Raw genomic sequence first — 23481 nt, forward strand, 5'->3', positions numbered from 1 at the left:
GCCATGTCGGAATCCCGAACCGCCGTCGCCCGCCCGGTCATCGCCATCGCCGGGCTCGGCATCGAGTCGTCCACGTTCTCCCCGGCCCGCACCGAGGCCCCCGCCTTCCACCCCTCGCGGGGCGCCGACGTGCTCGGCCGTTACCCCTTCCTCGCCCCCGGCGAGGAGCTGCGCGAGGCCGCCGACTGGCACGGCGCCCTGGTGGGCAAGTCGCTGCCGGGCGGCATGGTCACCGCCGCCGCCTGGTCCGCGCTCACCGACGAGCTGGTCGACCGGCTCGCCGCCCTGCCCCGGCTCGACGGCCTCTGGTACGACATCCACGGCGCGATGAGCGTGGAGGGCGTCGAGGACCCCGAGGCCGTCCTGCTGGAACGCATCCGCTCGACCGTCGGCCCCGACGTGATCGTCTCCACCTCGATGGACCTGCACGGCAACGTCTCCCGTGAACTCGCCCACCGCAGCGACCTCATCACCTGCTACCGGATGGCCCCGCACGAGGACCACATGGAGACCAAGGAGCGCGCGGTGCGCAACCTGGTCGACCTGCTCGCCGCGGGCGGCCCCCGCCCGGTGAAGGCGTGGGTGCCGGTCCCGGTGCTGCTGGCCGGAGAACAGACCTCCACCCGCATCGAGCCCGCCAGGAGCGTGTACGCGGCGGTCGACGAGGTCGAGGCCATGGACGGGGTCACCGACGCGGCGATATGGGTCGGCTACGCCTGGGCCGACGCTCCCCGCAACCGCGCGGCCGTCGTGGTGACCGGCCCGGACCGAGAGGCGGTGTCGGCCGGTGCCGAACGCCTCGCCCGGGGCTTCTGGGAGGCCCGCCACGACTTCGACTTCGTCGCCCCGACCGGGACCTTCGACGGCCTCCTCGACGAGGCCCTGCGCTCGGACCACCGGCCGTACTTCATCAGCGACACCGGCGACAACCCCACGGCGGGCGGCGCCGGTGACGTCACCTGGGGCCTGACCCGGCTGCTGGAGCGCCCGGAGTTCCAGAAGGACGACGGACCGACCGTCCTGTACGCCTCGGTGCCCGGCCCCGCCGCCGTCGACACCGCGGTCGCCGCCGGCGTGGGCGCCACCGTCACCGTCACCGCCGGGGCCGAGGTGGACGACCGGCACGCCGGTCCCGTCACCCTCACCGGCGTGGTGCACGCCGTCCGGCACGGCGACCGCGACGCCGAGACCGAGGTCGTGATCCGCGTCGGCAGCGTGTACGCGATCCTCACCCGGCTGCGCAAGCCGTACCACCACGAACACGACTTCACCGACCTCGACCTCGACCCGCGCGCCGCCGACGTCGTCATCGTGAAGATCGGCTACCTGGAGCCGGAGCTGTTCGACATGGCCGCCGCGTGGAAGATGGCCCTCACCCCGGGAGGCGTCGACCAGGACCTGGTACGGCTCGGCCACCACCGCATCCGCCGGCCCATGTTCCCCTTCGACCGCGACATGGCCGACCCGGACCTGACGGCCCGGATCATCCCGGCCTCCGACCGGCCGCTCACCGGGGCCGACGAGTGACGGACCGCGCCGCCGCCCCCCACCGGGCCCGGTCCGGTCCGCCGGCCGGCACCGGCACGCCGCGAGTCGCCCTGGAGATCGCCGTCACCTCCCCGGCCGGCGCCCGCACCGCCCGCGACCACGGAGCGGACCGGGTCGAGCTGTGCACCGGACTGGAACTGGGCGGCCTGACCCCGTCGGCGGCCGCGGTGGAGTCGGTCGCGGCCGCCGGGGTGCCGGCGCACGCCCTGGTGCGGTGCCGGCCCGGCGACTTCGTGTACGACGCCGAGGAGGTCGCCCTGATGGTCGCCGAGGTGCGTTCGGTCGTCGCGTCCGGCGCCGCCGGCGTGGTCGTCGGCGCGCTGACCGCCGAAGGCGCCCTGGACACCGGGGCCGTCACCCGGCTGGCCGATGCCGCCCGTGACGCCGCACGGAGCCGGGGACGCTCGGTGGAGATCACCCTGCACCGAGCGATCGACCAGTCCGCGGACCCGGTCGCCGTCGCGGCCTCGCTCCCCGCGCTCGGGATCACCCGGGTGCTCAGCTCCGGCGGCGCGGCCACCGCGCCGGCGGGGCTGGCCACCCTCGCCGACATGGTCGCCGCCGCTCCCGGTGTGCAGGTGATGGCGGGCGGCGGTGTGCGCACCGCCGACATCCCCGCCCTGGTGGCCGCGGGGGTGGCCGCCGTGCACCTGTCCGCCAAGACCAGGGGCCGGCCCCGGCGCGGCGGCGCCTGGATACCCCTCGGTGTCTCGGGCGCCTCCGCCGCCGACGACACCCATTTCGTCACCGACGCGCAGGTGGTGGCCGAGGCCCGGCGGGCACTGGACACGGCGGACGGATACCCGGCGGCGCCCGGCGGGAGCGGTCAAACCGCCCTTTCCTGAAGGGAGTTCACTGCTCGGTGGGGGCGTGCGTGTCGAACGGATGCGCGACGGGGGCCGTTCAGAGCCTCCGCCGTGGTCCCCTCCCCTGAGTCGCTCCGCCCTCACCGGTCGGTGATCTCGGCGAGCCACGCCGTGTCCTCCGGGCCCGCCTCCGCGCGGCCGGGCAGCCACCAAATCTCGCCGCTGCCCAGGGCGACCGTGGCCCGTGGCCGCATCGGCCCCTGCCCGCCGCGCGCGAGCAGGACCAGTTCCCAGACCGTCGCCGTCATGGCGGGGAGCCGGGCGGCGCAGTCGGCGGCGACCCGCCGCGGGTTCCGGGTCCGGCCCAGGGACAGGTGCGGGGTGAACTCCGCGGCCGGCCCCCGGCAGCGCGGGAACCGCTGTCGCAGTGCGCGGTGCAGGTCCGCCCACGGCGCCGCGCCCGCCGCGGCCGGGTCGAGCCACACGGTGGAGTACGCCCGGTGCCGGAAGGCGCGCACCCCGGCCAGCCGCGCGGTGAAGACCGGCACCTCGGCCGCCGCCGCGGCGAGCAGCGGGGCGGCCCGCTCGAAGTCGGTCTCCGGGACGAAACCGAAGAGCACGTTGACGTGCGGCGGCCAGCGGTGGATCTGCGGATCGTGTTCCCGGCGGACGTCCTGGAGCGGCGGCCACAGCTGGGCGGGCGGGATCCACGCCACCGCCGTGCGGGCCGTCGGGGACACGTCGAGGACGCCGGCGGGCGCGGCCCGCGCCCGGCCCCCGTCCGCCTCGCCGTCCGTACGCATCACGCCTCCTCGCCCGCGAGCACCCCCTTCTCCAGGGTGCCGCCCACCGCGTTCCCGGCGGACGTCGTCACGGGGCGCCGCTCGGGGGTCCCGGGGCGGCGAAGGGCCTCGGTGAGCCGGGCGGCCGCCTCGACGACGGTCCGCGAGAGGTGGGCGCCGGGGTGGCGGGTGAGGCGCCGGACCGGGCCGGAGACCGAGACGGCGGCCACCACCTGGCCGGACGGGCCGCGCACGGGCGCGGAGACGGAGGCCACGTCGGGCTCGCGGTCGCCGACGGACTGGGCCCAGCCGCGACGCCGTACGCCGCTGAGGGTGGTGGCGGTGAAGCGGGCCCCCCGGAGGCCGCGGTAGAGGCGCTCGGGCTCCTCCCAGGCGAGCAGGACCTGGGCGGCGGAGCCGACCCGCATGGGCAGGGCGACCCCGACGGGAACGGTGTCGCGCAGGCCGGCGAGACGCTCGACGGCGGCCACGCAGATGCGCTCGTCACCCTGCCTGCGGTAGAGCTGGGCGCTCTCGCCGGTGGCGTCGCGCAGCCGGGTGAGGACCGGGCCCGCGGTGGTCAGCAGGTGGTCCTCGCCCGCGGCGGCCGACAGTTCCGAGAGCCGGGGGCCGAGGGTGAACCGGCCCGCCGCGTCCCGGGTGACCAGGCGGAGGCGTTCGAGCGCGACGGCGAGCCGGTGGACGGTGGGGCGGGTCAGACCGGTGGTCGTGACCAGTCCGGCCAGCGTGGCGGGTCCGGCCTCCAAGGCACCGAGGATCAGGGCGACTCTGTCGAGCACGCCCACGCCGCTCGTCTTCTCCATGAATGGGTACTCCAGTCTCAGATCCGCGAGCGCGGTGGGGGCGCGCTCACGGGGGCTCCCGGGTGAGGAGCGGTGAGGTCAGCGGGGGCAGGCCGGAAGGACCGGCCGATCGCCTGCGCCGGACACGAGACGGGTACACAGAGGGGCCGGGGCGGGAAGCGCCCGGGCGTCGGACAGCACAGAGAGCACCGTGTCTCCTCATCTTTCCCGCGCCGCGTTGGCGACAGGCCGGAGTTGGCACTGATCCCGCTCGGTGACGCGCGTGTCGCACGCCGACTCGACCGGGGAGTTGCCGGGGCTTCGTAGGGCCGGTCCCTCCACCCCTCTGGATGATTCGGGAGCAACTTTACAAGACGCCCCGGTGCGCCGGTCCGGGGGAGTCCTCGGCGCCCGCGCCCGGCGGCGCCTCCACGCGGTCGACCGCCACACCCTCGGCGTGTGGGCCGCCGGCTCGCGCCCCCTGTGGGAACTCCTCCGGGCGCTCTCGCCGCCCCGCAGGCCGACCGCCCGCTCCTGAGCGGAGCACCCACGACCGTGATCGCAAAGCGAAGGTAAGGTGACGCAAAAGGGGAGGGCATGTGGTCGAGATCGCGGCGTCGCGTCCGCGGCGGCTCGCACGGCGCGGGGTGACGCCAACGGACCAGACAGGGCGGTCGGTTGACGCGGCGAAGGGGAGGACGCGCGCGCCCTTCGGCGGTCGGGTGGCCGCGCGCCACGTGGTCCTCGCGACGCTCCTGGTCCTGGCGGGCACCGCTTGCGGCGGGCACACGCCCACGGGCACGGCGGGGTCCGCCGGCGTGGGCGACACGCTCTTCCCGGCCCTGGGCAACGGCGGTTACGACGTCACCCACTACGACCTGGACCTCGACTACGTCCCCGAGACCAACCGCCTGAAGGGCTCGGCCGTGATCACCGCGCGCGCCACCAAGGACCTGTCCCGCTTCGATCTCGACTTCACCGGGATGCAGGTGCGCGGCGCCACGGTCGACGGCGCGACGGCCCATGTCACGCGCGACGGGGCCGAGTTGACGCTGACGCCGGACAAGCCGATCGGCAAGGGGCGGACCTTCCGGACCGCGATCGAGTACGACGGCGTGCCCCGCACCATCGAGGACGACGAGGGCGCGGTGGAGGGCTGGGTGGAGACCGACGACGGCGTGGCGGCCCTCGGCGAGCCGACCGGGTCCACGACCTGGTTCCCGGGCAACCACCACCCGTCCGACAAGGCCACCTACGACATCACGGTCGCCGTTCCCAGGGACGCCGACGGCGACCCGTACGACGTGGTGAGCAACGGGGAGCTGGTGGCCGAGGAGGACCGGGGGAACCGGGTCGTACGCCACTGGCGTACCGAGGAGCCCATGGCGAGCTACCTCGCGACCGTCGCCGTCGGCACCTTCGCCATCACCAGGACCCGGACGTCCGACGGACTGCCCGTCCACCTCGCCGTGGACCCCGACGAGGCCCAAGCCGCCGAGGGGATCGAGGAGTTGGTGCCGGAGGTCGTCGACTGGGCGAGCGAACGCTTCGGGCCGTACCCGTTCTCCTCCACGGGCGCCGTCGTCGACCACCTCCCCGGCCTCGGGTACGCCCTGGAGACCCAGACCAAGCCGTACTTCGACTCCGCGCCCGACGAGACGCTGGTGGTGCACGAACTGGCCCACCAGTGGTTCGGCGACTCCGTCACCCCGCGCGAGTGGAAGGACATGTGGCTCAACGAGGGGTTCGCCACCTACGCGGAATGGCTGTGGCAGGAGGACCGGGGCGGCAGGACGGCCGGACAGACCTTCGCGTCCTTCTACGACGGCACCCACCCCGAGAGCGAGGGCATCTGGGACTTCCCGCCGGCGGATCCCCCCGGCGCGAGCGAGGTGTCCGCACCGCCCGTGTACGGCCGGGGCGCCATGACGCTGCACACGGTGCGCGAGGCGGTGGGCGACGAGGCGTTCTTCTCCATCCTGCGGACCTGGACCGAGCGGCACCGCCACGGGAACGCGGACACCGCCCAGTTCATCGCCCTGTGCGAGAAGATCTCCGGGAAGGACCTGACCGCCCTCTTCACCACCTGGCTCCGGGAAGAGGGCAGGCCCGACATCAACTGACCGGCTCTCAGTCCTCGCTGGTGGTGGGGAGTTTGGACTGGATGAGGTCCATGACGCTGGAGTCGGTGAGGGTGGTGACGTCTCCGAGTTGGCGGTTTTCGGCGACGTCGCGCAGGAGGCGGCGCATGATCTTGCCGGAGCGGGTCTTGGGGAGTTCGGCGACGGGCAGGATGCGCTTGGGTTTGGCGATGGGGCCGAGGGTGGCGCCGACGTGGTCGCGGAGTGTGGTGGTCAGTTCGGTGGTTTCGGTGGCGGTGCCGCGCAGGATGACGAAGGCGACGATGGCCTGGCCGGTGGTTTCGTCGGCGGCGCCGACGACGGCGGCTTCGGCGACGGCGGGGTGGGAGACCAGCGCGGATTCGACTTCGGTGGTGGAGATGTTGTGTCCGGACACGAGCATCACGTCGTCGACGCGGCCGAGCAGCCAGATGTCGCCGTCCTGGTCCTTCTTCGCGCCGTCGCCGGCGAAGTACTTGCCTTCGAAGCGGGACCAGTAGGTGTCCTTGAACCGCTGGTCGTCGCCCCAGATGGTGCGGAGCATGGAGGGCCAGGGTTCGGTGAGGACGAGGTAGCCGCCGCCGCCGTCGGGGACTTCGTTGGCTTCGTCGTCGACGACGGTGGCGCTGATGCCGGGCAGCGGGCGCTGGGCGGAGCCGGGCTTGGCCTCGGTGACCCCGGGCAGGGGGGAGATCATCATGGCGCCGGTCTCGGTCTGCCACCAGGTGTCCACGACGGGGGTGCGGTCGTGGCCGATGTGTTTGCGGTACCAGACCCAGGCCTCGGGGTTGATCGGCTCGCCGACCGAGCCCAGCACGCGCAGGCTGCTCAGGTCGAACCGGGCGGGGATGTCGTCGCCCCACTTCATGAAGGTGCGGATCGCGGTGGGCGCGGTGTAGAGGATGGACACCTTGTACTTCTGCACGATCTCCCAGAAGCGGCCCTGGTGCGGGGTGTCGGGGGTGCCCTCGTACATGACCTGGGTGGCGCCGTTGGCGAGCGGCCCGTAGACGATGTAGGAGTGGCCGGTGACCCAGCCGACGTCGGCGGTGCACCAGTACACGTCCGTCTCCGCCTTGAGGTCGAACACCGCCCAGTGGGTGTAGGCGACCTGGGTGAGATAGCCACCGGACGTGTGCAGGATGCCCTTGGGCCTGCCCGTGGTGCCCGAGGTGTACAGGATGAACAGCGGGTGCTCGGCCTCGAACGCCCGCGGCGTGTGCTCCGCCGACTGGCGGGCCACCAGGTCGTGCCACCACACGTCACGCGTCTCGTCCCACGCGACGTCCTGACCGGTACGGCGCACCACCAGGACGTGCTCCACATGGCCGGCCTTCGCGACCGCCTCGTCCACGGCGGGCTTGAGCGCGGACGGCTTGCCGCGCCGGTAGCCGCCGTCGGAGGTGATGACGACCTTGGCGTCCGCGTCCTGGATGCGGGTGGCGAGGGCGTCGGCGGAGAAGCCGCCGAAGACGACCGAGTGGGCGGCGCCGATCCGGGCCGAGGCCAGCATCGCGATCGCGGTCTCGGGGATCATCGGCATGTAGATGGCGACCCGGTCACCCTCACGGACACCGAGTTCGAGCAGGGCGTTGGCGGCGCGGGACACCTCGTCCTTGAGCTCGGCGTAGGTGATGGCGCGGCTGTCGCCGGGCTCCCCCTCGAAATGGATGGCGACGCGGTCACCGTGCCCGGCCTCCACATGCCGGTCCACACAGTTGTAGGCGACGTTCAGCGCGCCGTCCTTGAACCACTTCGCGAACGGGGGGTTCGACCAGTCCAGCGTCTCGGTCGGCTCCTTGGCCCAGGTCAGCCGGCCGGCCTGCGCGGCCCAGAACCCGAGCCTGTCAGCCTTGGCCTGCTCATACGCCTCCGCCGTGACATTGGCATGGGCTGCCAGGCCGGCGGGAGGCGCGAACCTGCGCTCTTCCTTCAGCAGGTTGGCCAGACTCATCTCACTCATGGGGACTCCGTCGTCGTCGGGCGGTTGTGCGGCGGTGGCGGACTCAGCCCGCGAGCGGCCAGGTGGGCAGGGACCTGTCCTTCCAGGTGGCGTTGGCCACGCCGGCGAACGAGCCGTACCAGGCCAGCACCGCGGTGAGCAGCCCCGCCCAGCCGCCCGCGTGCGAGACGCCCGTGCTCTGCCCCAGTGCCCCGGCGGCGAGCAGGACGAAGGTCAGCGACAGCACCGTGAACACGGCGAGCAGGACACCGTTGATGCGGGTCGCGACGACGGTCATGTAGAGGGTGAAGACGGCCCAGGCCAGCAGGAACAGGCCGGTGGCCTGGTGGGCATGGGCCGCCGGCAGCTCCGGGGCGACGAACCGTACGTAGGCCGCGAAGGAGAGCCAGAAGCTGCCGTAGGAGGTGAAGGCCACCGCGCCGAAGGTGTTGTTCTTGCGGAACTCCCACATCCCGGCGAGCACTTGCGCGATGCCGCCGTAGCAGAGGGCGAGCGGCAGCACCACGGCCTCCAGGGCGCCGTCCTCGATCAGGCCGGCGTTGAAGACGGAGAGCACGAAGGTGGTGAGGGCGAAGGCCGCCAGGCCCAGGGGGCCGGGGTCGGCGATCTGCGGCCGCAAGGCCGCGGGGCTCGCCGGGGTCCGCTCGTCGGTGCCGGGCGTCTGGGTGTCGGTCATGGTGCGGTCCTTGGGTCGAAGGGGGCTCGGACGCGGGTCCGGGAGCGAGGCGGTGCGGGTGCGGACGCGACGGCACGCGAGCGTGCGGGCCGGGCTGCGGGGGTCGATCCGCAGCGCGGGGGCGCGGACGGACGGGGCGGGCCCGGCCGCCGTGCCCGGTCGAGGAGCGCGGCCGGCCGTCCCTCGCCGGTGCCTTTCTCTGGTCGGGGTTACTGTGCGGCACACCCGCTCCGCCGGGGAGCCCCCGTACGGGACTTGTCGATCAGTGGTGGCCGTCGAGCGACGAACGGACAGTGCCGGGAGACGAACGGTCGCCGGCCGTGGCCGAGCGGTCGGCCGGGCCCGCCGCCAGCGCCTCCGGCAGGTGCAGCCGGGCCAGCATCACGGAGGCCGCCGCGGGCACCCCGCCGGGTGTGAGCAGGGAGACGCCGACCATGGTCAGGAACGCCGCCGGAACGCTCCAGGCGGCGGGCTCGGCGAGCAGGGCCCCCGCCCAGCCGGGTCCGCCGACCCCCAGCAGCGTGAGGGTGAGGGCCGCCGCGGACAGCCCGCCGCCGACCAGCATCCCGGCGACGGCTCCGGCCGCGGTCAGCCGCCGCCACCAGATGCCCAGCACCAGCAGCGGACAGAACGTCGAGGCGGCCACCGAGAAGATCAGGCCCACTTCGTGGGCGACGGACATGCCGTTGCCCGACAGCAGCAGCGCGATGGCACAGGGCACCAGGACGGCCGGCGCGGCGGCCCGGCGGAATCCCCGTACGTCCCCGCCGAACAGGTCCTGTGACAGCACCGCGGCCACGGACAGGGCCAGCCCGGAACAGGTCGACAGGAACGCGGCGAAGGCGCCCGCGACGACCAGCGCCGCCAGCAGCCGGCCGGTGGCACCCGGCACCAGGAGGGCGGGCAGCCGCAGCACCTCGGTGTCCGCCCGGCCCGCCGCGGCCAGGTCCGGCGCGTAGAGCCGGCCGAGCCCGCCGTACACCTCGGGCAGCAGGTAGAAGACGCCCAGCAGGCACAGGACGCCCACCGTCGTACGGCGGGCCGCGCGGCCGTCGGGGTTGGTGTAGAAGCGGGCGGTGACGTGCGGCAGCCCCATCGTCCCGAGAAAGGTGGCCACCATCAGCGAGTAGACGCCGTAGAGCCCCTGGCCGCCGCCGTGCCCGGTCGCCGGGTGTGCCGCGGGCAGGGGCGCCGGGCTGCCGGCCGGGTGCCAGACTCCGCGCCAGACGAGCAGCAGGACCAGGGCCGGAACGGCGAGCGCGGTCAGTTTCAACCAGTACTGGACGGACTGGACGAGGGTGACGCTGCGCATGCCCCCGGTGATCACGCTCACCAGCACCACCGCGGCCACCAGCACGGTGCCCGACCAGGCGGGCGCGCCGAGGGCCGTGTGCAGCGCGAGCCCCGCGCCCACCAGCTGGGGCACCTGGTAGAGCAGCCCGATGAGGACGACGAACACGGTGGCCGTCCGGCGCACCGCCATCGAGCCGAGGCGCGCCTCGGCGAAGTCGGAGACGGTGTAGGCCCCCGAGCGGCGCAGGGGCGCGGCCACCAGCACCAGCAGCACCAGATAGCCGGCCGTGTATCCGATGCCGTACCAGAGCATCGTGCTTCCGTACGTCGCCAGCAGCCCGGCGATGCCCAGGTACGAGGCGGCCGACAGGTACTCGCCGCTCACGGCGGCGGCGTTGCGCAGCGGCGAGACGGTGCGCGAGGCGACGTAGAAGTCCGGGGTGGACCGGGAGCGCAGGCCGTAGCCGCCCATGCCCACCGTCACGGCCACGACGAGCAGGACGGCGATCAGGTTCGCCGGCGCGTTCACCGGTCTGCGCTCACGAGCGGCGGACGTGTTCGTCGAAGTCGTGTTCGTTGCGCTCGGCCCGGCGGACGTAGCAGATCCCGGCCGCCACCAGCAGCGCGTAGACGGGCGGCCCCAGGACCAGCCAGGGCAGCCCGGCGCCCCACGGCCGCGCCCAGTGCGGCACCGGGACGTGCCCGAGCAGCAGCGGCAGGGCGGCCAGCGGCAGGCAGACCGCGGCGCAGACCAGCAGGCCCAGCCGGAGCTGGGTGCGCATCAGCGCCTTCATGTACACCTCGCCGAGCGGGGTCTGTTCGTGCACGTCGCGCACCGCGGCGTCCCGCCGGCCGGGCCGGGCGGCACGGGTGCGGGGGTGGGTGACGCTCACGCGCCGGGACGGGTCACCCATGGGCTGCCCTCCCGCCGCGCGGCAGGCCGGCCGCGGGCAGCATCAGTTCGCGCAGGCGACGGCTGCTGCGGCGGCTGACCGGGAGCACGGTCCCGGCCACCCGCACCGACAACCGTCCCGAGTCGGCGAGCAGTTCCTCGATGTGGCCGGTGGCGACGAGGTGGCGGCGGTGCACCCGCACGAACCCCGCGTCCTGCCACTGCTCCTCCAGGCTGGACAGCGGCGCCCGCAGCAGACAACTGCCGGAGGCGAGGTGCAGGCGCACGTAGTCGCCGCACGCCTCCACGTGCCGTACCTCCGAGCGCTGCACGAAGCGTGTCACCCCGGAGATCTCCACGGGGATCGTCTCGTCGTCGGCGGGCGGCTTTGCCGGTGGCGCGGGCGGCCCGGGCGCGGCGGGGGGCGCGGGAGCCGGTGCCGCGGCGGCGGGGGCCTGGGCCCGCCGCTCGGCGATCCGCCGGACGGTCTCCGCGAGCCGCTCGGCGCGGACGGGTTTGAGCAGGTAGTCGAGGGCGCGCACCTCGAAGGCGGGCACCGCGAAGTCGTCGTACGCGGTGACGAACACGACCGGCGGCGGCTCGGCGAAGCGGGACAGCACCCGGGCCACCTCCAGCCCGTCCAGACCGGGCATGCGGATGTCGAGGAAGACCGCGTCCACGGGGTGCCGGTGGGCCAGCGCGCGGTCCAGTGCGAGCAGGGCCGTAGGCCCGTCCGCGGCGCATTCGACGGGGCCGACGCCCTGGTGCAGTCCGAGCAGGTAGACCAGCTCGTCGCGGGCGTGTGGCTCGTCGTCGACCACCAGGATGCGGAGCATGCGCACATACGAGCAGCGCTCAAATAGTTGGTCAATCTCTGAAGGGGTGTGGGATTGGCCACATGCGGGAGGAGGATTCCGCGGCCGGCGGAGCCGTCACCCCCGCACGGTACTTGGGCACCCGCAACCGTACTTTGGTGCCCGCGCCGGGCGCGGTCTCGACCACCAGCCCGTAGGCGTCGCCGTACACCCGCCGCAGCCTGGCGTCGACGTTGCACAGGCCCACCCCGCCCGAGCCGCCCCCGCCCGGACCGGCGCCGCCCGACGCGGCCGTGCCGCCCGAGACCAGGATGCGCCGCAGCTTCTCGGGGTCCATGCCGGCCCCGTCGTCCTCGACCGTGATGTGCGCCTCGGCACCGACGTCCCCCGCGAGGACCGTGATCCGCCCCGGCCCGGTGCTGCCCTCGAAACCGTGCCGCACCGCGTTCTCGACCAACGGCTGCACGCACAGGAACGGCACGGCCACCGGCAGCACCTCCACGGCCGCCTGGACGTCGATGCGCAACCGGTCGCCGAACCGGGCCTGCTCCAGCACCAGGTACTGGCCGATCGAGCGGAACTCCTCGGCCAGCGTGGTGAACTCACCGTGCCGCCGGAACGAGTAGCGGGTGAAGTCGGCGAAGTCCAGCAGCAGTTCCCGGGCCCGCTGCGGATCGGTGCGCACCAGCGAGGCGATCGCGGTCAGCGCGTTGCACGAGAAGTGCGGCGAGATCTGCGCGCGCAGCGCCCGCAGTTCCGCTTCCACCAGCCGGGTGCGGGAGCGGTGCATCTCCGCGAGTTCCAGCTGACCGGAGGTCCAGCGCGCCACCTCGCCGGCGGCCCGGACCAGGCCGGCCGACACACCCGGGGCGTAGACCAGCAGCGCGCCCTCGACCCGGTCCTCCACCACCAGCGGCGCGGCGACGGCCTCGCGCAGCTCGCAGCGCAGCTCGCCGCACCACACCCGGTCCGCCTTCAGCACCGCGCTGCCGCCCCCGGCCAGCACCTCCCGCGCCAGCTCCGCCGCGCCCGCGCCATGGTGCTTGCCGCCGCCGTCCCAGGCCAGCAGCCGCTCGGTGTCGGTGAGGGCGAGCCCCGGGACGCCCAGCAACTCGCGCAGATGCCGGGCGGCCGCACCGGCCGACGTCTCGGTCAGCCCACCGCGCAGGGCCGGCGCCGCGAGGGACGCGCGGTGCAGCGCCTCGAAGGCCGCCTGCCCGGCGCGCCCGTCGAAGCCGGCGTGCCGACGCAGCCGGCCGGGGCGCCGGAATATGTCTGCCATGCCGGCCAAGGTAGCCCTCCCGTGCCGGGGACGCCCGGGGTGCGGCGGTGGCCGGGGCCCGGGGGCGCCACGCCCGACGGCCGAAGGCGCGGCGCCCCCGCTCGTGTCAGCGGGCGAACCTGGCGATGGCGGCGGGCGTGACGGGGGTGAAGAAGTTGACGAGGTTGCCGTCGGGGTCCCGCAGCAGCAGGGAGCGGTTGCCCCAGGGCATGGTGGTGGGCTTCTGGACGAAGTCCGGCACGAGACCGGCCAGGTCCCGGTGCACGCGGTCCACGTCGTCGACCATGAACTCGATGATCACGCTGTGGTTGTCGGCGGGACGGGCGGCGCCCGGCGCGAACAGGGGCACGGTCCGGTCGCCGGCGACGGCGAGGGTGGCCGACGCGGTCCTGATCTCGGCGAAGTCGTCCGTGGACCAGCTCGCCCGCGCTCCGGTGGCGCGCTCGTAGAACCCGACCAGGCGGGCGACGTCGCCGGTGATGACACGGATCGAGGTGAAGTTCATGGAATCTCCCAGGAAGGTGGTGCTTGCGGCCCCACGCTAGAGCGGATACCGGGCGGAATCCGCCCGGTATCCGCGGCAGACTTGTCGGTATGCCCCGACCCATCGCGCGCGTCCTCACCCTGCTGGAGCTGCTGCAGTCCGGCGGTCTGCGGACCGTCGCCGAACTCGCCGGCCGGCTCGACGTCGACGAGCGCACGGTGCGCCGGTACGTCGATCACCTCGTCGACTTGGACATCCCCGTCGAGTCGGTGCGCGGCCGGTACGGCGGCTACCGGCTGGCCCCCGGCCACCGCATGCCCCCGCTGATGCTGAGCGACGACGAGGCGCTCGCCGTACTGCTCGGCCTGGTCGCCGGCCGGCGGTCCGGTCTGACGCCCGCCGGCGCCGCCGCGAGCGAGACGGCGACGGCCAAGATCAGACGGGTGCTGCCCGAACGGCTGCGCCACCGGCTCGACGCCGTGCTCGGCTCCCTCGCCTTCACCGAAAAGCCCGGCGCCCCGGCGGCCCCGGAGAGCGCCGTCCTGCTCCCGCTCGCCGACGCCGTGCAGCATCGCCGGCCGGTCTCGATCCGGTACGTCGCCGCGGACGGCCGGCGCAGCGAGCGCACGCTGCACCCCTACGGGCTCGTCGCCCACGCGGGCCGGTGGTACGTGACCGGCGAGGACCGCACGGCGGGGGAGGACCGCATGTTCCGGCTCGACCGGATGCTGGGCGTGCGCACCCTGCCCGGCTCGTTCGAGCCGCCGGCCGGCCTGGACCCCGCGCGGCGGGTCCTGCGGGGCCTCGCCACGGCTCCGTACCGGCACGAGGTGACGGTGCGGGTCCAGGGGGCGGCCGAGGACATCCGGACCCGGCTGCCCGCCGGTGTCGCGATCGTGGCGGAGCTGCCGCCGGAGGGCGGCGACGGCACGGAGCCCGAGCCCTGGTCGCGCGTCGACATGCGGGTGGAGCGGCTCGACTGGCTGCCCGCCGTGCTCGCCTCGCTCGACCGCCCGTTCGTCATCGAGCGCCCGGACGAACTCCGCACCCTGGTGGCCGACTTCGCCGCGCGCCTCGCGGACTGCGCCCGCCGCGGACCGCACGAAGCGTGAGGGGCGACCGCGGCCACCTGCCGTGGGCCCGCACCAACTAATTCGCGCCAGAGTATTGACCTCTCATTCATTCACTCTCATCCTGCATAGACATATGCAGATCGGTGAGGGAACCGTGGAAGAGGGCATACGTATGACAAGTGTGGTCGAACAACGCTCGATCGATGTGGTTCCCGACGCCGAACGGCACGGCAGCGCCTTCAGCCAGTTCACCCTCTGGCTGGGTGCCAATCTCCAGATCACCGCGGTCGTGACCGGGGCACTCGCCGTCGTCTTCGGCGGCGGCGCCTTCTGGTCGATCATCGGCCTGCTGCTCGGCAACCTGCTCGGCGGCGCCGTCATGGCCCTGCACTCGGCGCAGGGACCCCGCCTCGGCCTGCCGCAGATGATCTCCAGCCGGGCCCAGTTCGGCGTCCGGGGCGCCGTCGTCCCGCTGCTGCTGGTCATCGTCATGTACGTCGGCTTCTTCGCCAGCGGCAGCGTGCTGGCCGGCGAGGCCGTCGGCCGGCTCACCCACCTCGGCGACACCACCGGCATCGTGATCTTCGCCCTGGTCACCGCGGTCACCACGATCGTTGGCTACCGGCTCATCCACACCCTGGGCCGGGTCGCCAGCATCGTGTGCGCGCTCGCCTTCGTCTACCTCGGCATCCGCCTGCTGGGGCGCGCCGACCTGACCGGCCTGCTGGCCGACCGCTCCTTCCACCTGCCGCTGTTCCTGCTCGCCGTCTCGCTCTCCGCCTCCTGGCAGCTGGCCTTCGGGCCGTACGTCGCCGACTACTCGCGCTACCTGCCCCGCGCCACCTCCGCCCGCGCCACCTTCTGGTGGACCCTCGGCGGCACCGCGCTCGGCTCCCAGTGGTCCATGACCTTCGGCGCCCTCGTGGCGGCCACCGCGGGCAGCGCCTTCGTGGACAACCAGGTCGGCTACGTCGTCGGGCTGGGCGGCGCCGGCCTGATGGCCTCGTTCCTGTACTTCGTCATCGCCCTCGGCAAGCTGACGGTCAATGTGCTCAACACCTACGGCGGCTTCATGTCGTTGGTGACCGGGATCGGCGGCTTCCGCACCCAGCGCACGATCTCCCCGCGGGTGCGCGCCGCCTACATCGCCGGGATCATGATCGCGGGCACCGTGATCGCCCTCCTGGGCAAGGACAGCTTCCTGAACTCCTTCAAGGACTTCCTGCTCTTCCTGCTCACGGCCTTCACCCCCTGGTCGGCGATCAACCTGGTGGACTACTACCTGATCGCCAAGGAGCGCTACGACCTGCCCGCGCTGAGCGACCCGCACGGCCGCTACGGCGCCTGGCGCGTCCGCGCCCTCGTCGTCTACGGCGTCGGCCTCCTGGTCCAACTCCCCTTCCTGGCCACGAGCTTCTACACCGGCCCGCTGGTGAAGCACCTCGGCGGCACGGACATCTCCTGGATCGTCGGCCTGGCGGTCCCGGCCCTCCTCTACTGGCTCGCGGCCCACCGGGACACGGCTCACGTCCCGGACCGCATGATCCTCACCGCCGAGCCGGGGACGAAGGCGCAGACCCCCGTCTCCTGATACCGGCCCGCCCCCGCAGCAGCACCTCGAAGCCCGCCCTCAGGTCCTGCTTCAGATCGGCCAGGGCCTCGAAGCCGACGTGCACCCGGATCAGCGGGCCCCGGCCCGCCCAGGTGCCGGGCAGCCGGTGGGAGACGGGGTCGGCGGGCACGATCAGGCTCTCGTAGCCGCCGTAGCTGTGGCCGAGGCCGAACAGGCGCAGCCGGTCCAGCATCGCGTCGATGTCCGGTTTGCCGAAGTCCGGGTCCAGCTCCACCCCGAACAGGCCCGCCGCACCGGTGAAGTCCCGGCGCCACAGATCGTGACCGGGGTCCCCGGGCAGCCCCGGGTGCAGGACCGCCGCCACGCCCTCCTGCCCGGCGAGCCAGCGCGCCAGTTCCAGGCCCTGTTCCTGGTGGCGGGCCAGGCGCACGTCGAGGGTGCGCAGCCCGCGCAGGCCCAGATAGGCGTCGTCGGCCCCCGCGCACTGGCCGAGCCGCATCGCCGCGCCCCGGACGAGCGGGTAACTCTCCTCGGTGCACACGACCGCGCCGAGGATGCTGTCCGCGTGCCCCGTCAGGTACTTGGTCGCTGAGTGCACCGCCGCGTCCACGCCCGCGCCCAGGACCAGCGGGCGGTGGAACGCCGGTGTGGCCCAGGTGTTGTCGGCGATCGTGGCCACCCCGTGCGCCCGGCAGACGGCGGTGATCGCCGGGACGTCCTGCACCTCGAAGGTGGTGGAGCCCGGGGACTCGAAGTACAGCAGCCGCGTCCGCGGGCGGATCAGCCGGGCGACGGCCGCGCCGTCCGCGGTCGGTTCGTAGTACTCGGTCTCCACACCCAGCGCGGCGAGCGAGTCGCAGAACCTCCGGGTCGGCAGGTACACCGAGTCGCTGACCAGGATGTGGTCGCCGGCCTGGACGTACGCGAGGATCGTCGTGGTGATCGCGGAGAGGCCGGAGCAGGTCACCACCGCGGCGTGCCCGCCCTCCAGTTCGGTCAGCGCCTCCTCGAAGGCCCGGCTGGTGGGCGTGCCGAACCGGCCGTAGACCGGGCCGCCCCGTTTGAGCGGGTCGGCCTGGGAGGCGTCCATCTCGGCCACGTCCCGGTAGAGGACCGTGGAGGCGTGGTGCACGGGCGGGTTGACGTAGCCGCCCTGCCGGCGCGGGTCCGAACCGGCGTGCACGTACCGAGTCTGCGGCGCGTCGACGGGCTCGTTCACCGGCCCACCGCCGGTTCGGGCAGCGGCGGTTCGGCGACCGTCGGCCGCCGGTCGCGGCCCAGCGCCAGGGCGAGCAGCGCCGCGATCGCGCACTGCGCCGCCACCACCAGCCAGAACGCGCCCAGGTGACCGCCGGACTTGTAGTGGGCGAAGACGAAACCGCCGACGACACCGGCCAGGAGCCCGCCGACGCCGCCCGTGAGCCGCTGCACGCCGAAGGCGAACGCCGCGCTGCGGGGCAGGAGTTCGACCAGCTCCAGGTCACAGCGCAGGAAGAGGAAGATCTCGCCCATGGTGAACAGCGCGGTGCCGGCCAGCAGGGCCGGGGTGCCGCCGAGCGCCATGACCGCCATGCCGGCCGCCATCACCGCGAACGAACCGGCCATCAGCAGCCGGTAGTCGGCCCGCGCGATGCGGTCGGCCAGCACCGGCTGGAGCACCACCACCATGGCGCAGTTGAGCAGCATCACCCAGCCCAGCGCCTTGATGTCGGACACCCCGGCCGCGTACAGGCCGATGAAGCTCTGGAAGAAGAAGTACAGGTAGTAGGCGAGCGCGGTGAACAGCACCGGGCGCGACGCCCCGCGCAGCGCCGCCCACTTCCCGGCGGACCCCTCCGCCCCGGCCGTCCCCGGCGTCGCGGCGGGCCGGCGCTCGACCGGTTTCAGGGAGACCTGGTGGGCCACGGTGATCAGCGCGAAGAGCCCGGCCAGACCGATGAGCAGCGCCATCGGGTCGGCGTCGACCAGCAGCGCGGCCAGCAACGGACCGAGGCCCATGCCGGCGTTGAGCGCGGCGCTGCTCACCCCGAGGAACAGCGGGCGCAGTTCGTCGGAGACGCTGGTGACGATGTACGCCTTGTTCGCCGGGAGGTACAGCGCCGGACCGCCGGCCACGAGGACCACGGCCGGGTACGCCACCCAGGGCACCTTGACGGCCACCCCGAGCAGCACCAGTCCGGCCGTGCGCAGGGTCAGCGCGCACACCATGGTCCGCTTGAGCCCGAGCCGGTCCACGACCGCGCCGCCCAGGATGCTGCCGCCGAACTGGATGAAGGTGGCCACCGCCACCAGCACCCCGGCCACCCGGACGTCCAGGTGGACGGCCTCGACCATGAGCACCCCGATGAACGGGGTGACCATGTAGCTGCCCAGCGCGACGACGAACGACAGGACGATCAGGGCCTTGAGCGCGGTCGGCAGCGCGGTGAACGTCCGGTACTTCGCGGCGAGTCCGCCGCTGACGCGCCCCTCGCTCACGGTGAATCGCTCCCACCGGTGGCCACCGGGCGCTGCGAGGGCAGGCCCCACTCGCTCCACGAACCGTCGTAGACGGCGAGTTCGCGGTAGCCCGCCAGGGTGGCGCCGAGCGCGAGGACGCAGGCGGTGACCCCCGAGCCGCAGCTGAAGTACAGCCGCTCCCGGTCCCCGGCGGCCGCCTTGAACGCCGTACGCAGCTCCTGCGCCGGACGCATCACGCCGCCGTCGCGCTGGAGTTCGCCGAAGGGCAGGCTGGCCGAGCCGGGCATGTGGCCGCCGCGCAGGCCCGGGCGGGGCTCGGGGGCGGTGCCCGCGTAGCGTTCGCGGGTGCGTGCGTCGAGCACCGCGGCACGCGGGTCGGCGAGGGCGGCGGCGACGGTGTCGGCGTCCACGATCAGGCCGGGCCGGGGCCGGGCGGTGAACGTGCCGCGCGGGCCGTCGTACGCGGCGGGCTCGGCCTCGACGGGGTGGCCGGCCGCGGTCCAGGCGGGCAGCCCGCCGTCCAGCACGGCGACCCGGTCGAAGCCCATGGCGCGCAGCATCCACCAGGCGCGGGCGCTGGAGTAGATGCCCTGGGCGTCGTAGACGACGACCGTGTCGGTGTCGTGCAGCCCGAGCGTGCGCAGTGCCTCGGTGAACTCGGCTGCGCCGGGCATGGTGTGCGGCACCGGGCTGGTGTGGTCGGACAGGTCCCCGTCGAGGTCGAAGGGGCGGGCCCCGGGGATGCGCGCGGCGGCGCCCCGGCGGGCGCCGACGGAGGCGTCGAAGAGGACCAGGCCCTCCCCGAGCCGCCCGGCGACCCACTCGGCGTCCACGAGCGGTCCGGCCGGCTCGACGGTGGTGTGCTCAGGGCGAGTTGTGGCGCTCACGCGGTACCTCCGCAGGACTCGGCGGGCCGCCACCGGGAGTTGTCGGAGAACCAGCCCGCCACGTGTTCGAGATTGGCAGCCACATCCTCCTCGCTGTCCCCGTCGACCACGTAACCGGCCAGGAACAGGCCGGACTTCACCCCGCCGTGGAACTCCTGGCCGACGCTCCCGGTGAGCATCACCTCGCGGACGCACCCGGGCTGCTCGGCCGTCGCGGTGGGCAGCTGCTCCAGCACCCCGTTCCGCGGCGGGATGCACAGGGCCCCGGCGGGCCGGTACTCCGAGGTGCCCAGCGTCGAGGGCAGACCGCACTCGGCGTACAGCCACTCCTTGTCCAGGTCGATCCCGAAGGCGTGCCGGACCATCGCGCTGATCATGCCGCCACCGGTGCGGCTGGCGATCTCGCAGAAGAGCAGCCGGTCGTCCGGCGTGATCCAGAACTCGGCGTGGAAGGCGGTCTGGGGCGGCGTCGGCAGCTCGGCCAGCACCGCCCGTGCCGCCTTGACCAGCCGGTCGTACAGCGGGTCCTCCCGGGTGAGCGGCAGGTTGGCCACCCAGTCGTTGTTCCGGAAGGACAGGCAGTCGTTGAGGTAGCGGAAGGGGTGGACGAAGACGACCTCCCCGCCGGCCACCAGCCCGTCCACGTGGTACATCTGCCCCGGTACGAACACCTCGATCTCGCTGGTCCCCCGCCAGGGGCTCGCCAGGTAGGCGTCGAGTTCCGCCTCGTCGCGGATGATCGCCGCGCCCAGCGAGCCCGACTCGGACACCGGCTTGATCACGACCGGGTAGCCGTGCTCGGCGACGAAGTCGAGGGCGGTGTAGGCCGAGTCGAGCCGGCGGTAGGCCGGCACGTCGACGGGGCCGCCCGCGAGGTGGTCCTTCATCACCACCTTGTCGCGGAAGGCCAGCGCGCTCGCGGTGTGCTGGCCCGGCAGGCCGAGCAGCGCCCGCAGCTGGGCCGCGCGCACGACGTCGGCCTCGGCGCGGGCGAAGACCGCCTCGACCGCGAACTCGCGGGCCAGCCGCAGCGCGGTCTTCTCGACCAGCTGGTTGGTGTCGTACGCGTCGAAGGCGTGTACGTGCGGGAGGTGGGAGTAGCCCTGCGCGTACTCCCGCGCGGTCACGATGACCGGGACGATCCCCGAGCCGGCCAGCCACTGGTCGTACGGGGTCTTGGCGTAGGGCGTCTTGGCGAAGACGAGGATGTGACGCATGGCGGGGTCTTTCTCCCGGTTCAGGACGCGGAGTCGGTGAGCAGTGGCAGCCGGCGCCGCTCCGGGACCCGGGAGATCAGGCCGAGTTCCTCGGACAGCTCGGTGGCGAAGCAGCCGTCCTTGTACGTGCCGGCGAGCCGCTTGGCGGTGAACGCCTCGATCTCCTCGTGGTCGAACTCCACGTCGTACGTGGTGGCGCCGCTGGTGACGGTGCGGGTCAGGATGCCGAGGTGCGGCTCGAAGGTGTTGACGCAGCCGACGATGTCGCCGATCTTCTCGCGGCGGCCCTCGGGTCCCTCCGAGAGCACCTCCTCCTGCGCGGGAATGGCGGCGAAGAGCTGACGGCCGGCCCGGCACCAGCCGACGTGGCCGGGGAAGCCCATCGCCTTGATGCCGAAGGTGCCGAAGTCCTCGCTGACGCCGAGCTGGAAGCCCAGCGGAATCGTCTCGTGCAGCCACTTGAAGTCGCGGTAGGCCTGCTCGACCTCCTCGCGGCTCAGGCGCAGTTCGGGGTGGCGGTTGCCGTGGTCGGTGAAGTTGTTGAACCGGACGGTGGCCACGCCCAGCTTGTTGAAGTAGTGGGCGTAGCGCTCCAGGGAGGTGCGGCCGTGGTTGTGCCGGCCGATGGTGACACCGATGTTGACGCGGAAGGCGTCCTCGGGGGCGATGCCCTCGTTGTACTCGGCGATCCGGCGCAGCACCTCCTCGGTGTCCGCGCCCGAGAAGACGCCCTTGATGGGGTACGTCTTGTGGTCGGTGACACGGAGGTTCTCGTCGATCACGCCGTGGTAGGTGATGGAGATGGTGCCGTAGCCGTTCTCCACCGCCCGGTCGAGGAGTTCCCGCCAGTTGTCGGCGAGCAGCGGGCGGCCGCTGGTCCAGGCGTCGCCCTTCTCCATGGTCGCGGTCGGCGTGTGGTCCAGCTCCTGCCGGAACTCGCGGTTGTTGGCCGGGCCGTAGAGGTTCATGAACTCGCCGTCGTAGGCGAAGCTGTCCACGTAGCGGGGGTAGACGTGGTAGCCGTGCGACCGCAGGCCCGCCAGGATGCGGGGGCCCTCCTCCATGGCGAAGGACTTGTCGTACACCTTCTCGTAGTTGACGAACCAGCAGTGCGCGCACTTCTGGCCGCAGGTGTTCTTGCCGACCTTGGTGTCGAGGTCGAGGTAGATGTGGATGTCGTCGGGCTCGATGTCCTTGAAGGGCGTGGAGAACGGGACATCGCCGTGGAAATCATAGGAAATCGGAGCGTTCTGGACGGACATGTGGCCCCCGATGCGGTGTTTGTCGTCTGGAAGGAGACAAAGAGACAGGAAGGAAGGACGGAACCGGAGTTGCCGGGAGGGACGGGGCGCCGCGGCGCGGCTCCCCGTCAGAGACGAGGCGCGGGCGCGGTGGTGACCACCGGGCGGGCGGTGAGTTCCGCGACGGCCGCCGCGCAGGCGTCGGTGCCGGCCGCGGTCAGGACGGCCATGCCCAGCCGGTCGGCGGAGGAGCGCAGCGGGCGCACCTCGTCCCCGGGCCGGACGGTGAGGTCCCAGGCGTGCACCCGGCCCTGCGTGAGGGCGGGCGGCGGTGCGACGGACGTCACGCGCCCGGGCGGGGCGGTGAGGAAGACGGTGGCGGCCGCGGCGGCCGTGGCGGGGCCCCGCCGGACCCCGGCGCCGATCGCCCAGCCGAGGGCGGCGCGCCGCCACTCGACCCCGGTGGTGAGCTGGACCAGGTCCGCGATGCCGTCGCCGCCGAGCCGGGTGTGGGTCTCGATCACGACGACCTTGTCGCCGTCGACCATGACCTCGGTGTGGCTCGGGCCGTCGGTGAGCCCGAGGGCGTCGAGCAGTTCGCCGACCGCCCGGGCGACCAGCTCCTGGCGGCGCGGCTCCAGGGAGGGTGGCGGCATCATATGGCTGACCTCGACGAAGCCGTCCGCGGTGCCCTTCTCGGCGATGCCGATGACGGTGTGCCGCCCGCCCTCGGAGAGGGCCTCGACGCTGAACTCCCGCCCCTCGGCGAACTGTTCGAACAGGGTGGCGGCCGTGCGGCGGTCCGCCGGGAGCGCGTCGGCGCTCTCCACCAGGGCGATGGAGGTGCTGCCCACCCCGTCGACCGGCTTGGCCACGGCCCGGCCGTGGACGGCGAACAGCCGGTCCACCGCCGCCGTGTCGTCGCCGGCGGCGAAGGCCGGGTTCAGATGCGGCGCCTCGCGCTCCAGGATGCGCCGCATGGCGAGTTTGTCGCGGGTGGCGTGCACGACGGCCGGATCGACTCCGGTGACACCGAGCAGGCGGGCGGCCAGCGCGGCCGGCTCCAGGCCGAACTCGGTGAGCGAGACGACGGCGGTGGGCCGCAGGGGGCGCAGCACCTCGTCGGTGAAGGTCAGGAAGGCGGGCAGGTCCCGGAAGTCGGCCGTCAGCACCCGGGTGCCCGGGTCGAGGGCGGGAGCGCCGGGCAGCTGTACGTGGACCGGTTCGCCGGGCAGGGACGCCGCCGCCCTCGCCACGGTCGGGTTGGCGCCGACGATCACCAGAGTGGAGACGTCGTCCGTGTTCCCCGGACAGTCCTCGTCCGGGCCGTCCGCGTTCACTGCGTCCACTTTTCCTCCCCCGTTCCGCGCCGATCGCTCGTTCGGCCGACGCGGCGAGCAAGACAATCGCAAGCGTGCTCGGAGGATGTCAACAGGGTCACGCACCGTGACAATCGCGCCCGACCGCGGGCCTGACCTGGCATCGGCCCGTCTCCACAAGGGACGCTTCACGAGTTGTACGGCCGGTCGAGGCCCCGCGCCGGCCCGCGCGCGGACGCCCCTCGGC

At 73.4% G+C, this 23481-nt stretch carries 19 protein-coding genes, 2 pseudogenes and 1 riboswitch; of the genes and pseudogenes, 6 read left to right on the plus strand and 15 right to left on the minus strand.

What is annotated here, in order from left to right; genetic code table 11:
* Positions 1-3 precede the first annotated feature (3 nt).
* Both BLW85_RS31475 and BLW85_RS31480 read left to right on the plus strand, forming a co-directional pair.
* Positions 4-1527, plus strand: a complete 1524-nt coding sequence (locus BLW85_RS31475; RefSeq protein WP_074994372.1) for a M81 family metallopeptidase — start codon at positions 4-6, stop codon at positions 1525-1527.
* Complete coding sequence (locus tag BLW85_RS31480; protein ID WP_208624921.1) at positions 1524-2393, plus strand: copper homeostasis protein CutC; 870 nt, start codon at positions 1524-1526, stop codon at positions 2391-2393. The genes BLW85_RS31475 and BLW85_RS31480 overlap by 4 nt, the downstream gene beginning before the upstream one ends.
* Positions 2394-2494: 101 nt before the next feature.
* Here BLW85_RS31480 and BLW85_RS31485 read toward each other — a convergent pair whose 3' ends face one another.
* Positions 2495-3157, minus strand: coding sequence for a 2'-5' RNA ligase family protein (locus tag BLW85_RS31485; protein WP_079172463.1), 663 nt, complete (start codon positions 3155-3157; stop codon positions 2495-2497).
* A gap of 89 nt (positions 3158-3246) precedes the next feature.
* Positions 3247-3960: pseudogene (locus BLW85_RS31490) on the minus strand (IclR family transcriptional regulator); the annotation flags it as partial.
* A gap of 195 nt (positions 3961-4155) precedes the next feature.
* Positions 4156-4296: riboswitch (SAM riboswitch) on the minus strand.
* Positions 4297-4360: 64 nt separating this feature from the next.
* Between BLW85_RS31490 and BLW85_RS40360 the strand changes: the two are divergent.
* Positions 4361-4477, plus strand: a pseudogene (locus BLW85_RS40360) (restriction endonuclease); the annotation flags it as partial.
* Between the two features lie 184 nt (positions 4478-4661).
* Positions 4662-6062 carry a M1 family metallopeptidase gene (locus BLW85_RS31500; protein ID WP_244174947.1) on the plus strand — a complete coding sequence of 467 codons (1401 nt, stop codon included), beginning with the start codon at positions 4662-4664 and terminating at the stop codon, positions 6060-6062.
* Positions 6063-6069: 7 nt separating this feature from the next.
* Here the strand turns inward: BLW85_RS31500 and acs are convergent, their stop codons facing one another.
* From acs to BLW85_RS31535, 7 genes are all read right to left on the minus strand, one after another.
* Positions 6070-8022 (minus strand): acetate--CoA ligase, encoded by a 1953-nt coding sequence (gene acs, locus BLW85_RS31505; RefSeq protein ID WP_074994375.1) that lies wholly within the window; start codon positions 8020-8022, stop codon positions 6070-6072.
* 43 nt (positions 8023-8065) lie between these two features.
* Positions 8066-8698, minus strand: coding sequence for an acetate uptake transporter (locus tag BLW85_RS31510; protein ID WP_079172465.1), 633 nt, complete (start codon positions 8696-8698; stop codon positions 8066-8068).
* A 262-nt stretch (positions 8699-8960) separates the two neighbouring features.
* Positions 8961-10520 (minus strand): sodium/solute symporter, encoded by a 1560-nt coding sequence (locus BLW85_RS31515; protein WP_074994377.1) that lies wholly within the window; start codon positions 10518-10520, stop codon positions 8961-8963.
* 10 nt (positions 10521-10530) lie between these two features.
* Complete coding sequence (locus BLW85_RS31520) at positions 10531-10905, minus strand: hypothetical protein (protein WP_070021966.1); 375 nt, start codon at positions 10903-10905, stop codon at positions 10531-10533.
* Positions 10898-11719, minus strand: coding sequence for a LytR/AlgR family response regulator transcription factor (locus BLW85_RS31525; protein WP_074994380.1), 822 nt, complete (start codon positions 11717-11719; stop codon positions 10898-10900). The genes BLW85_RS31520 and BLW85_RS31525 overlap by 8 nt, the downstream gene beginning before the upstream one ends.
* A gap of 31 nt (positions 11720-11750) precedes the next feature.
* Complete coding sequence (locus BLW85_RS31530) at positions 11751-12980, minus strand: sensor histidine kinase (RefSeq protein ID WP_074996276.1); 1230 nt, start codon at positions 12978-12980, stop codon at positions 11751-11753.
* Between the two features lie 106 nt (positions 12981-13086).
* A complete protein-coding gene (locus BLW85_RS31535; protein WP_070021968.1) occupies positions 13087-13485 on the minus strand; it encodes a VOC family protein in 399 nt (132 codons plus the stop codon).
* A gap of 89 nt (positions 13486-13574) precedes the next feature.
* On the opposite strand from BLW85_RS31535, the gene BLW85_RS31540 reads away from it, so the two are divergent.
* Both BLW85_RS31540 and BLW85_RS31545 read left to right on the plus strand, forming a co-directional pair.
* The gene (locus tag BLW85_RS31540) at positions 13575-14576 is read left to right on the plus strand and encodes a helix-turn-helix transcriptional regulator (RefSeq protein WP_074994382.1); all 1002 of its coding nucleotides are present in this window, start codon (positions 13575-13577) and stop codon (positions 14574-14576) included.
* Positions 14577-14709: 133 nt separating this feature from the next.
* A complete protein-coding gene (locus tag BLW85_RS31545) occupies positions 14710-16128 on the plus strand; it encodes a purine-cytosine permease family protein (RefSeq protein ID WP_107409215.1) in 1419 nt (472 codons plus the stop codon).
* On the opposite strand, the gene metC is transcribed toward BLW85_RS31545, so the two are convergent.
* From metC to BLW85_RS31575, 6 genes are all read right to left on the minus strand, one after another.
* On the minus strand, positions 16085-17329 hold the full coding sequence (metC, locus tag BLW85_RS31550) for a cystathionine beta-lyase (protein ID WP_074994384.1): 1245 nt from the start codon (positions 17327-17329) through the stop codon (positions 16085-16087). The genes BLW85_RS31545 and metC overlap by 44 nt on opposite strands.
* Positions 17326-18588, minus strand: coding sequence for an MFS transporter (locus BLW85_RS31555; protein ID WP_074994386.1), 1263 nt, complete (start codon positions 18586-18588; stop codon positions 17326-17328). The genes metC and BLW85_RS31555 overlap by 4 nt, the downstream gene beginning before the upstream one ends.
* Positions 18585-19457 (minus strand): sulfurtransferase, encoded by an 873-nt coding sequence (locus BLW85_RS31560; protein ID WP_074994388.1) that lies wholly within the window; start codon positions 19455-19457, stop codon positions 18585-18587. The genes BLW85_RS31555 and BLW85_RS31560 overlap by 4 nt, the downstream gene beginning before the upstream one ends.
* A complete protein-coding gene (locus tag BLW85_RS31565) occupies positions 19454-20674 on the minus strand; it encodes an ATP-grasp domain-containing protein (RefSeq protein WP_074994390.1) in 1221 nt (406 codons plus the stop codon). Before BLW85_RS31565 ends, BLW85_RS31560 begins: the two co-directional genes overlap by 4 nt.
* A 20-nt stretch (positions 20675-20694) precedes the next feature.
* On the minus strand, positions 20695-21936 hold the full coding sequence (locus tag BLW85_RS31570; protein WP_074994392.1) for a radical SAM protein: 1242 nt from the start codon (positions 21934-21936) through the stop codon (positions 20695-20697).
* Positions 21937-22043: 107 nt separating this feature from the next.
* Positions 22044-23264, minus strand: coding sequence for an ATP-grasp domain-containing protein (locus tag BLW85_RS31575; RefSeq protein ID WP_244174948.1), 1221 nt, complete (start codon positions 23262-23264; stop codon positions 22044-22046).
* Positions 23265-23481 lie beyond the last annotated feature (217 nt).

It is taken from the genome of Streptomyces misionensis, assembly GCF_900104815.1.
Lineage (GTDB): Bacteria > Actinomycetota > Actinomycetes > Streptomycetales > Streptomycetaceae > Streptomyces > Streptomyces misionensis.

Excerpts from the sequence above, each read along its gene's own strand:
- BLW85_RS31475 (WP_074994372.1), top strand. The coding sequence starts at position 4 with ATGTCGGAATCCCGAACCGCCGTCGCCCGCCCGGTCATCGCCATCGCC.
- BLW85_RS31485 (WP_079172463.1), bottom strand. The coding sequence starts at position 3,157 with ATGCGTACGGACGGCGAGGCGGACGGGGGCCGGGCGCGGGCCGCGCCC.
- acs (WP_074994375.1), bottom strand. The coding sequence starts at position 8,022 with ATGAGTGAGATGAGTCTGGCCAACCTGCTGAAGGAAGAGCGCAGGTTC.
- BLW85_RS31510 (WP_079172465.1), bottom strand. The coding sequence starts at position 8,698 with ATGACCGACACCCAGACGCCCGGCACCGACGAGCGGACCCCGGCGAGC.
- BLW85_RS31520 (WP_070021966.1), bottom strand. The coding sequence starts at position 10,905 with ATGGGTGACCCGTCCCGGCGCGTGAGCGTCACCCACCCCCGCACCCGT.
- BLW85_RS31525 (WP_074994380.1), bottom strand. The coding sequence starts at position 11,719 with ATGCTCCGCATCCTGGTGGTCGACGACGAGCCACACGCCCGCGACGAG.
- BLW85_RS31530 (WP_074996276.1), bottom strand. The coding sequence starts at position 12,980 with ATGGCAGACATATTCCGGCGCCCCGGCCGGCTGCGTCGGCACGCCGGC.
- BLW85_RS31535 (WP_070021968.1), bottom strand. The coding sequence starts at position 13,485 with ATGAACTTCACCTCGATCCGTGTCATCACCGGCGACGTCGCCCGCCTG.
- BLW85_RS31540 (WP_074994382.1), top strand. The coding sequence starts at position 13,575 with ATGCCCCGACCCATCGCGCGCGTCCTCACCCTGCTGGAGCTGCTGCAG.
- BLW85_RS31545 (WP_107409215.1), top strand. The coding sequence starts at position 14,710 with ATGACAAGTGTGGTCGAACAACGCTCGATCGATGTGGTTCCCGACGCC.
- BLW85_RS31565 (WP_074994390.1), bottom strand. The coding sequence starts at position 20,674 with ATGCGTCACATCCTCGTCTTCGCCAAGACGCCCTACGCCAAGACCCCG.
- BLW85_RS31570 (WP_074994392.1), bottom strand. The coding sequence starts at position 21,936 with ATGTCCGTCCAGAACGCTCCGATTTCCTATGATTTCCACGGCGATGTC.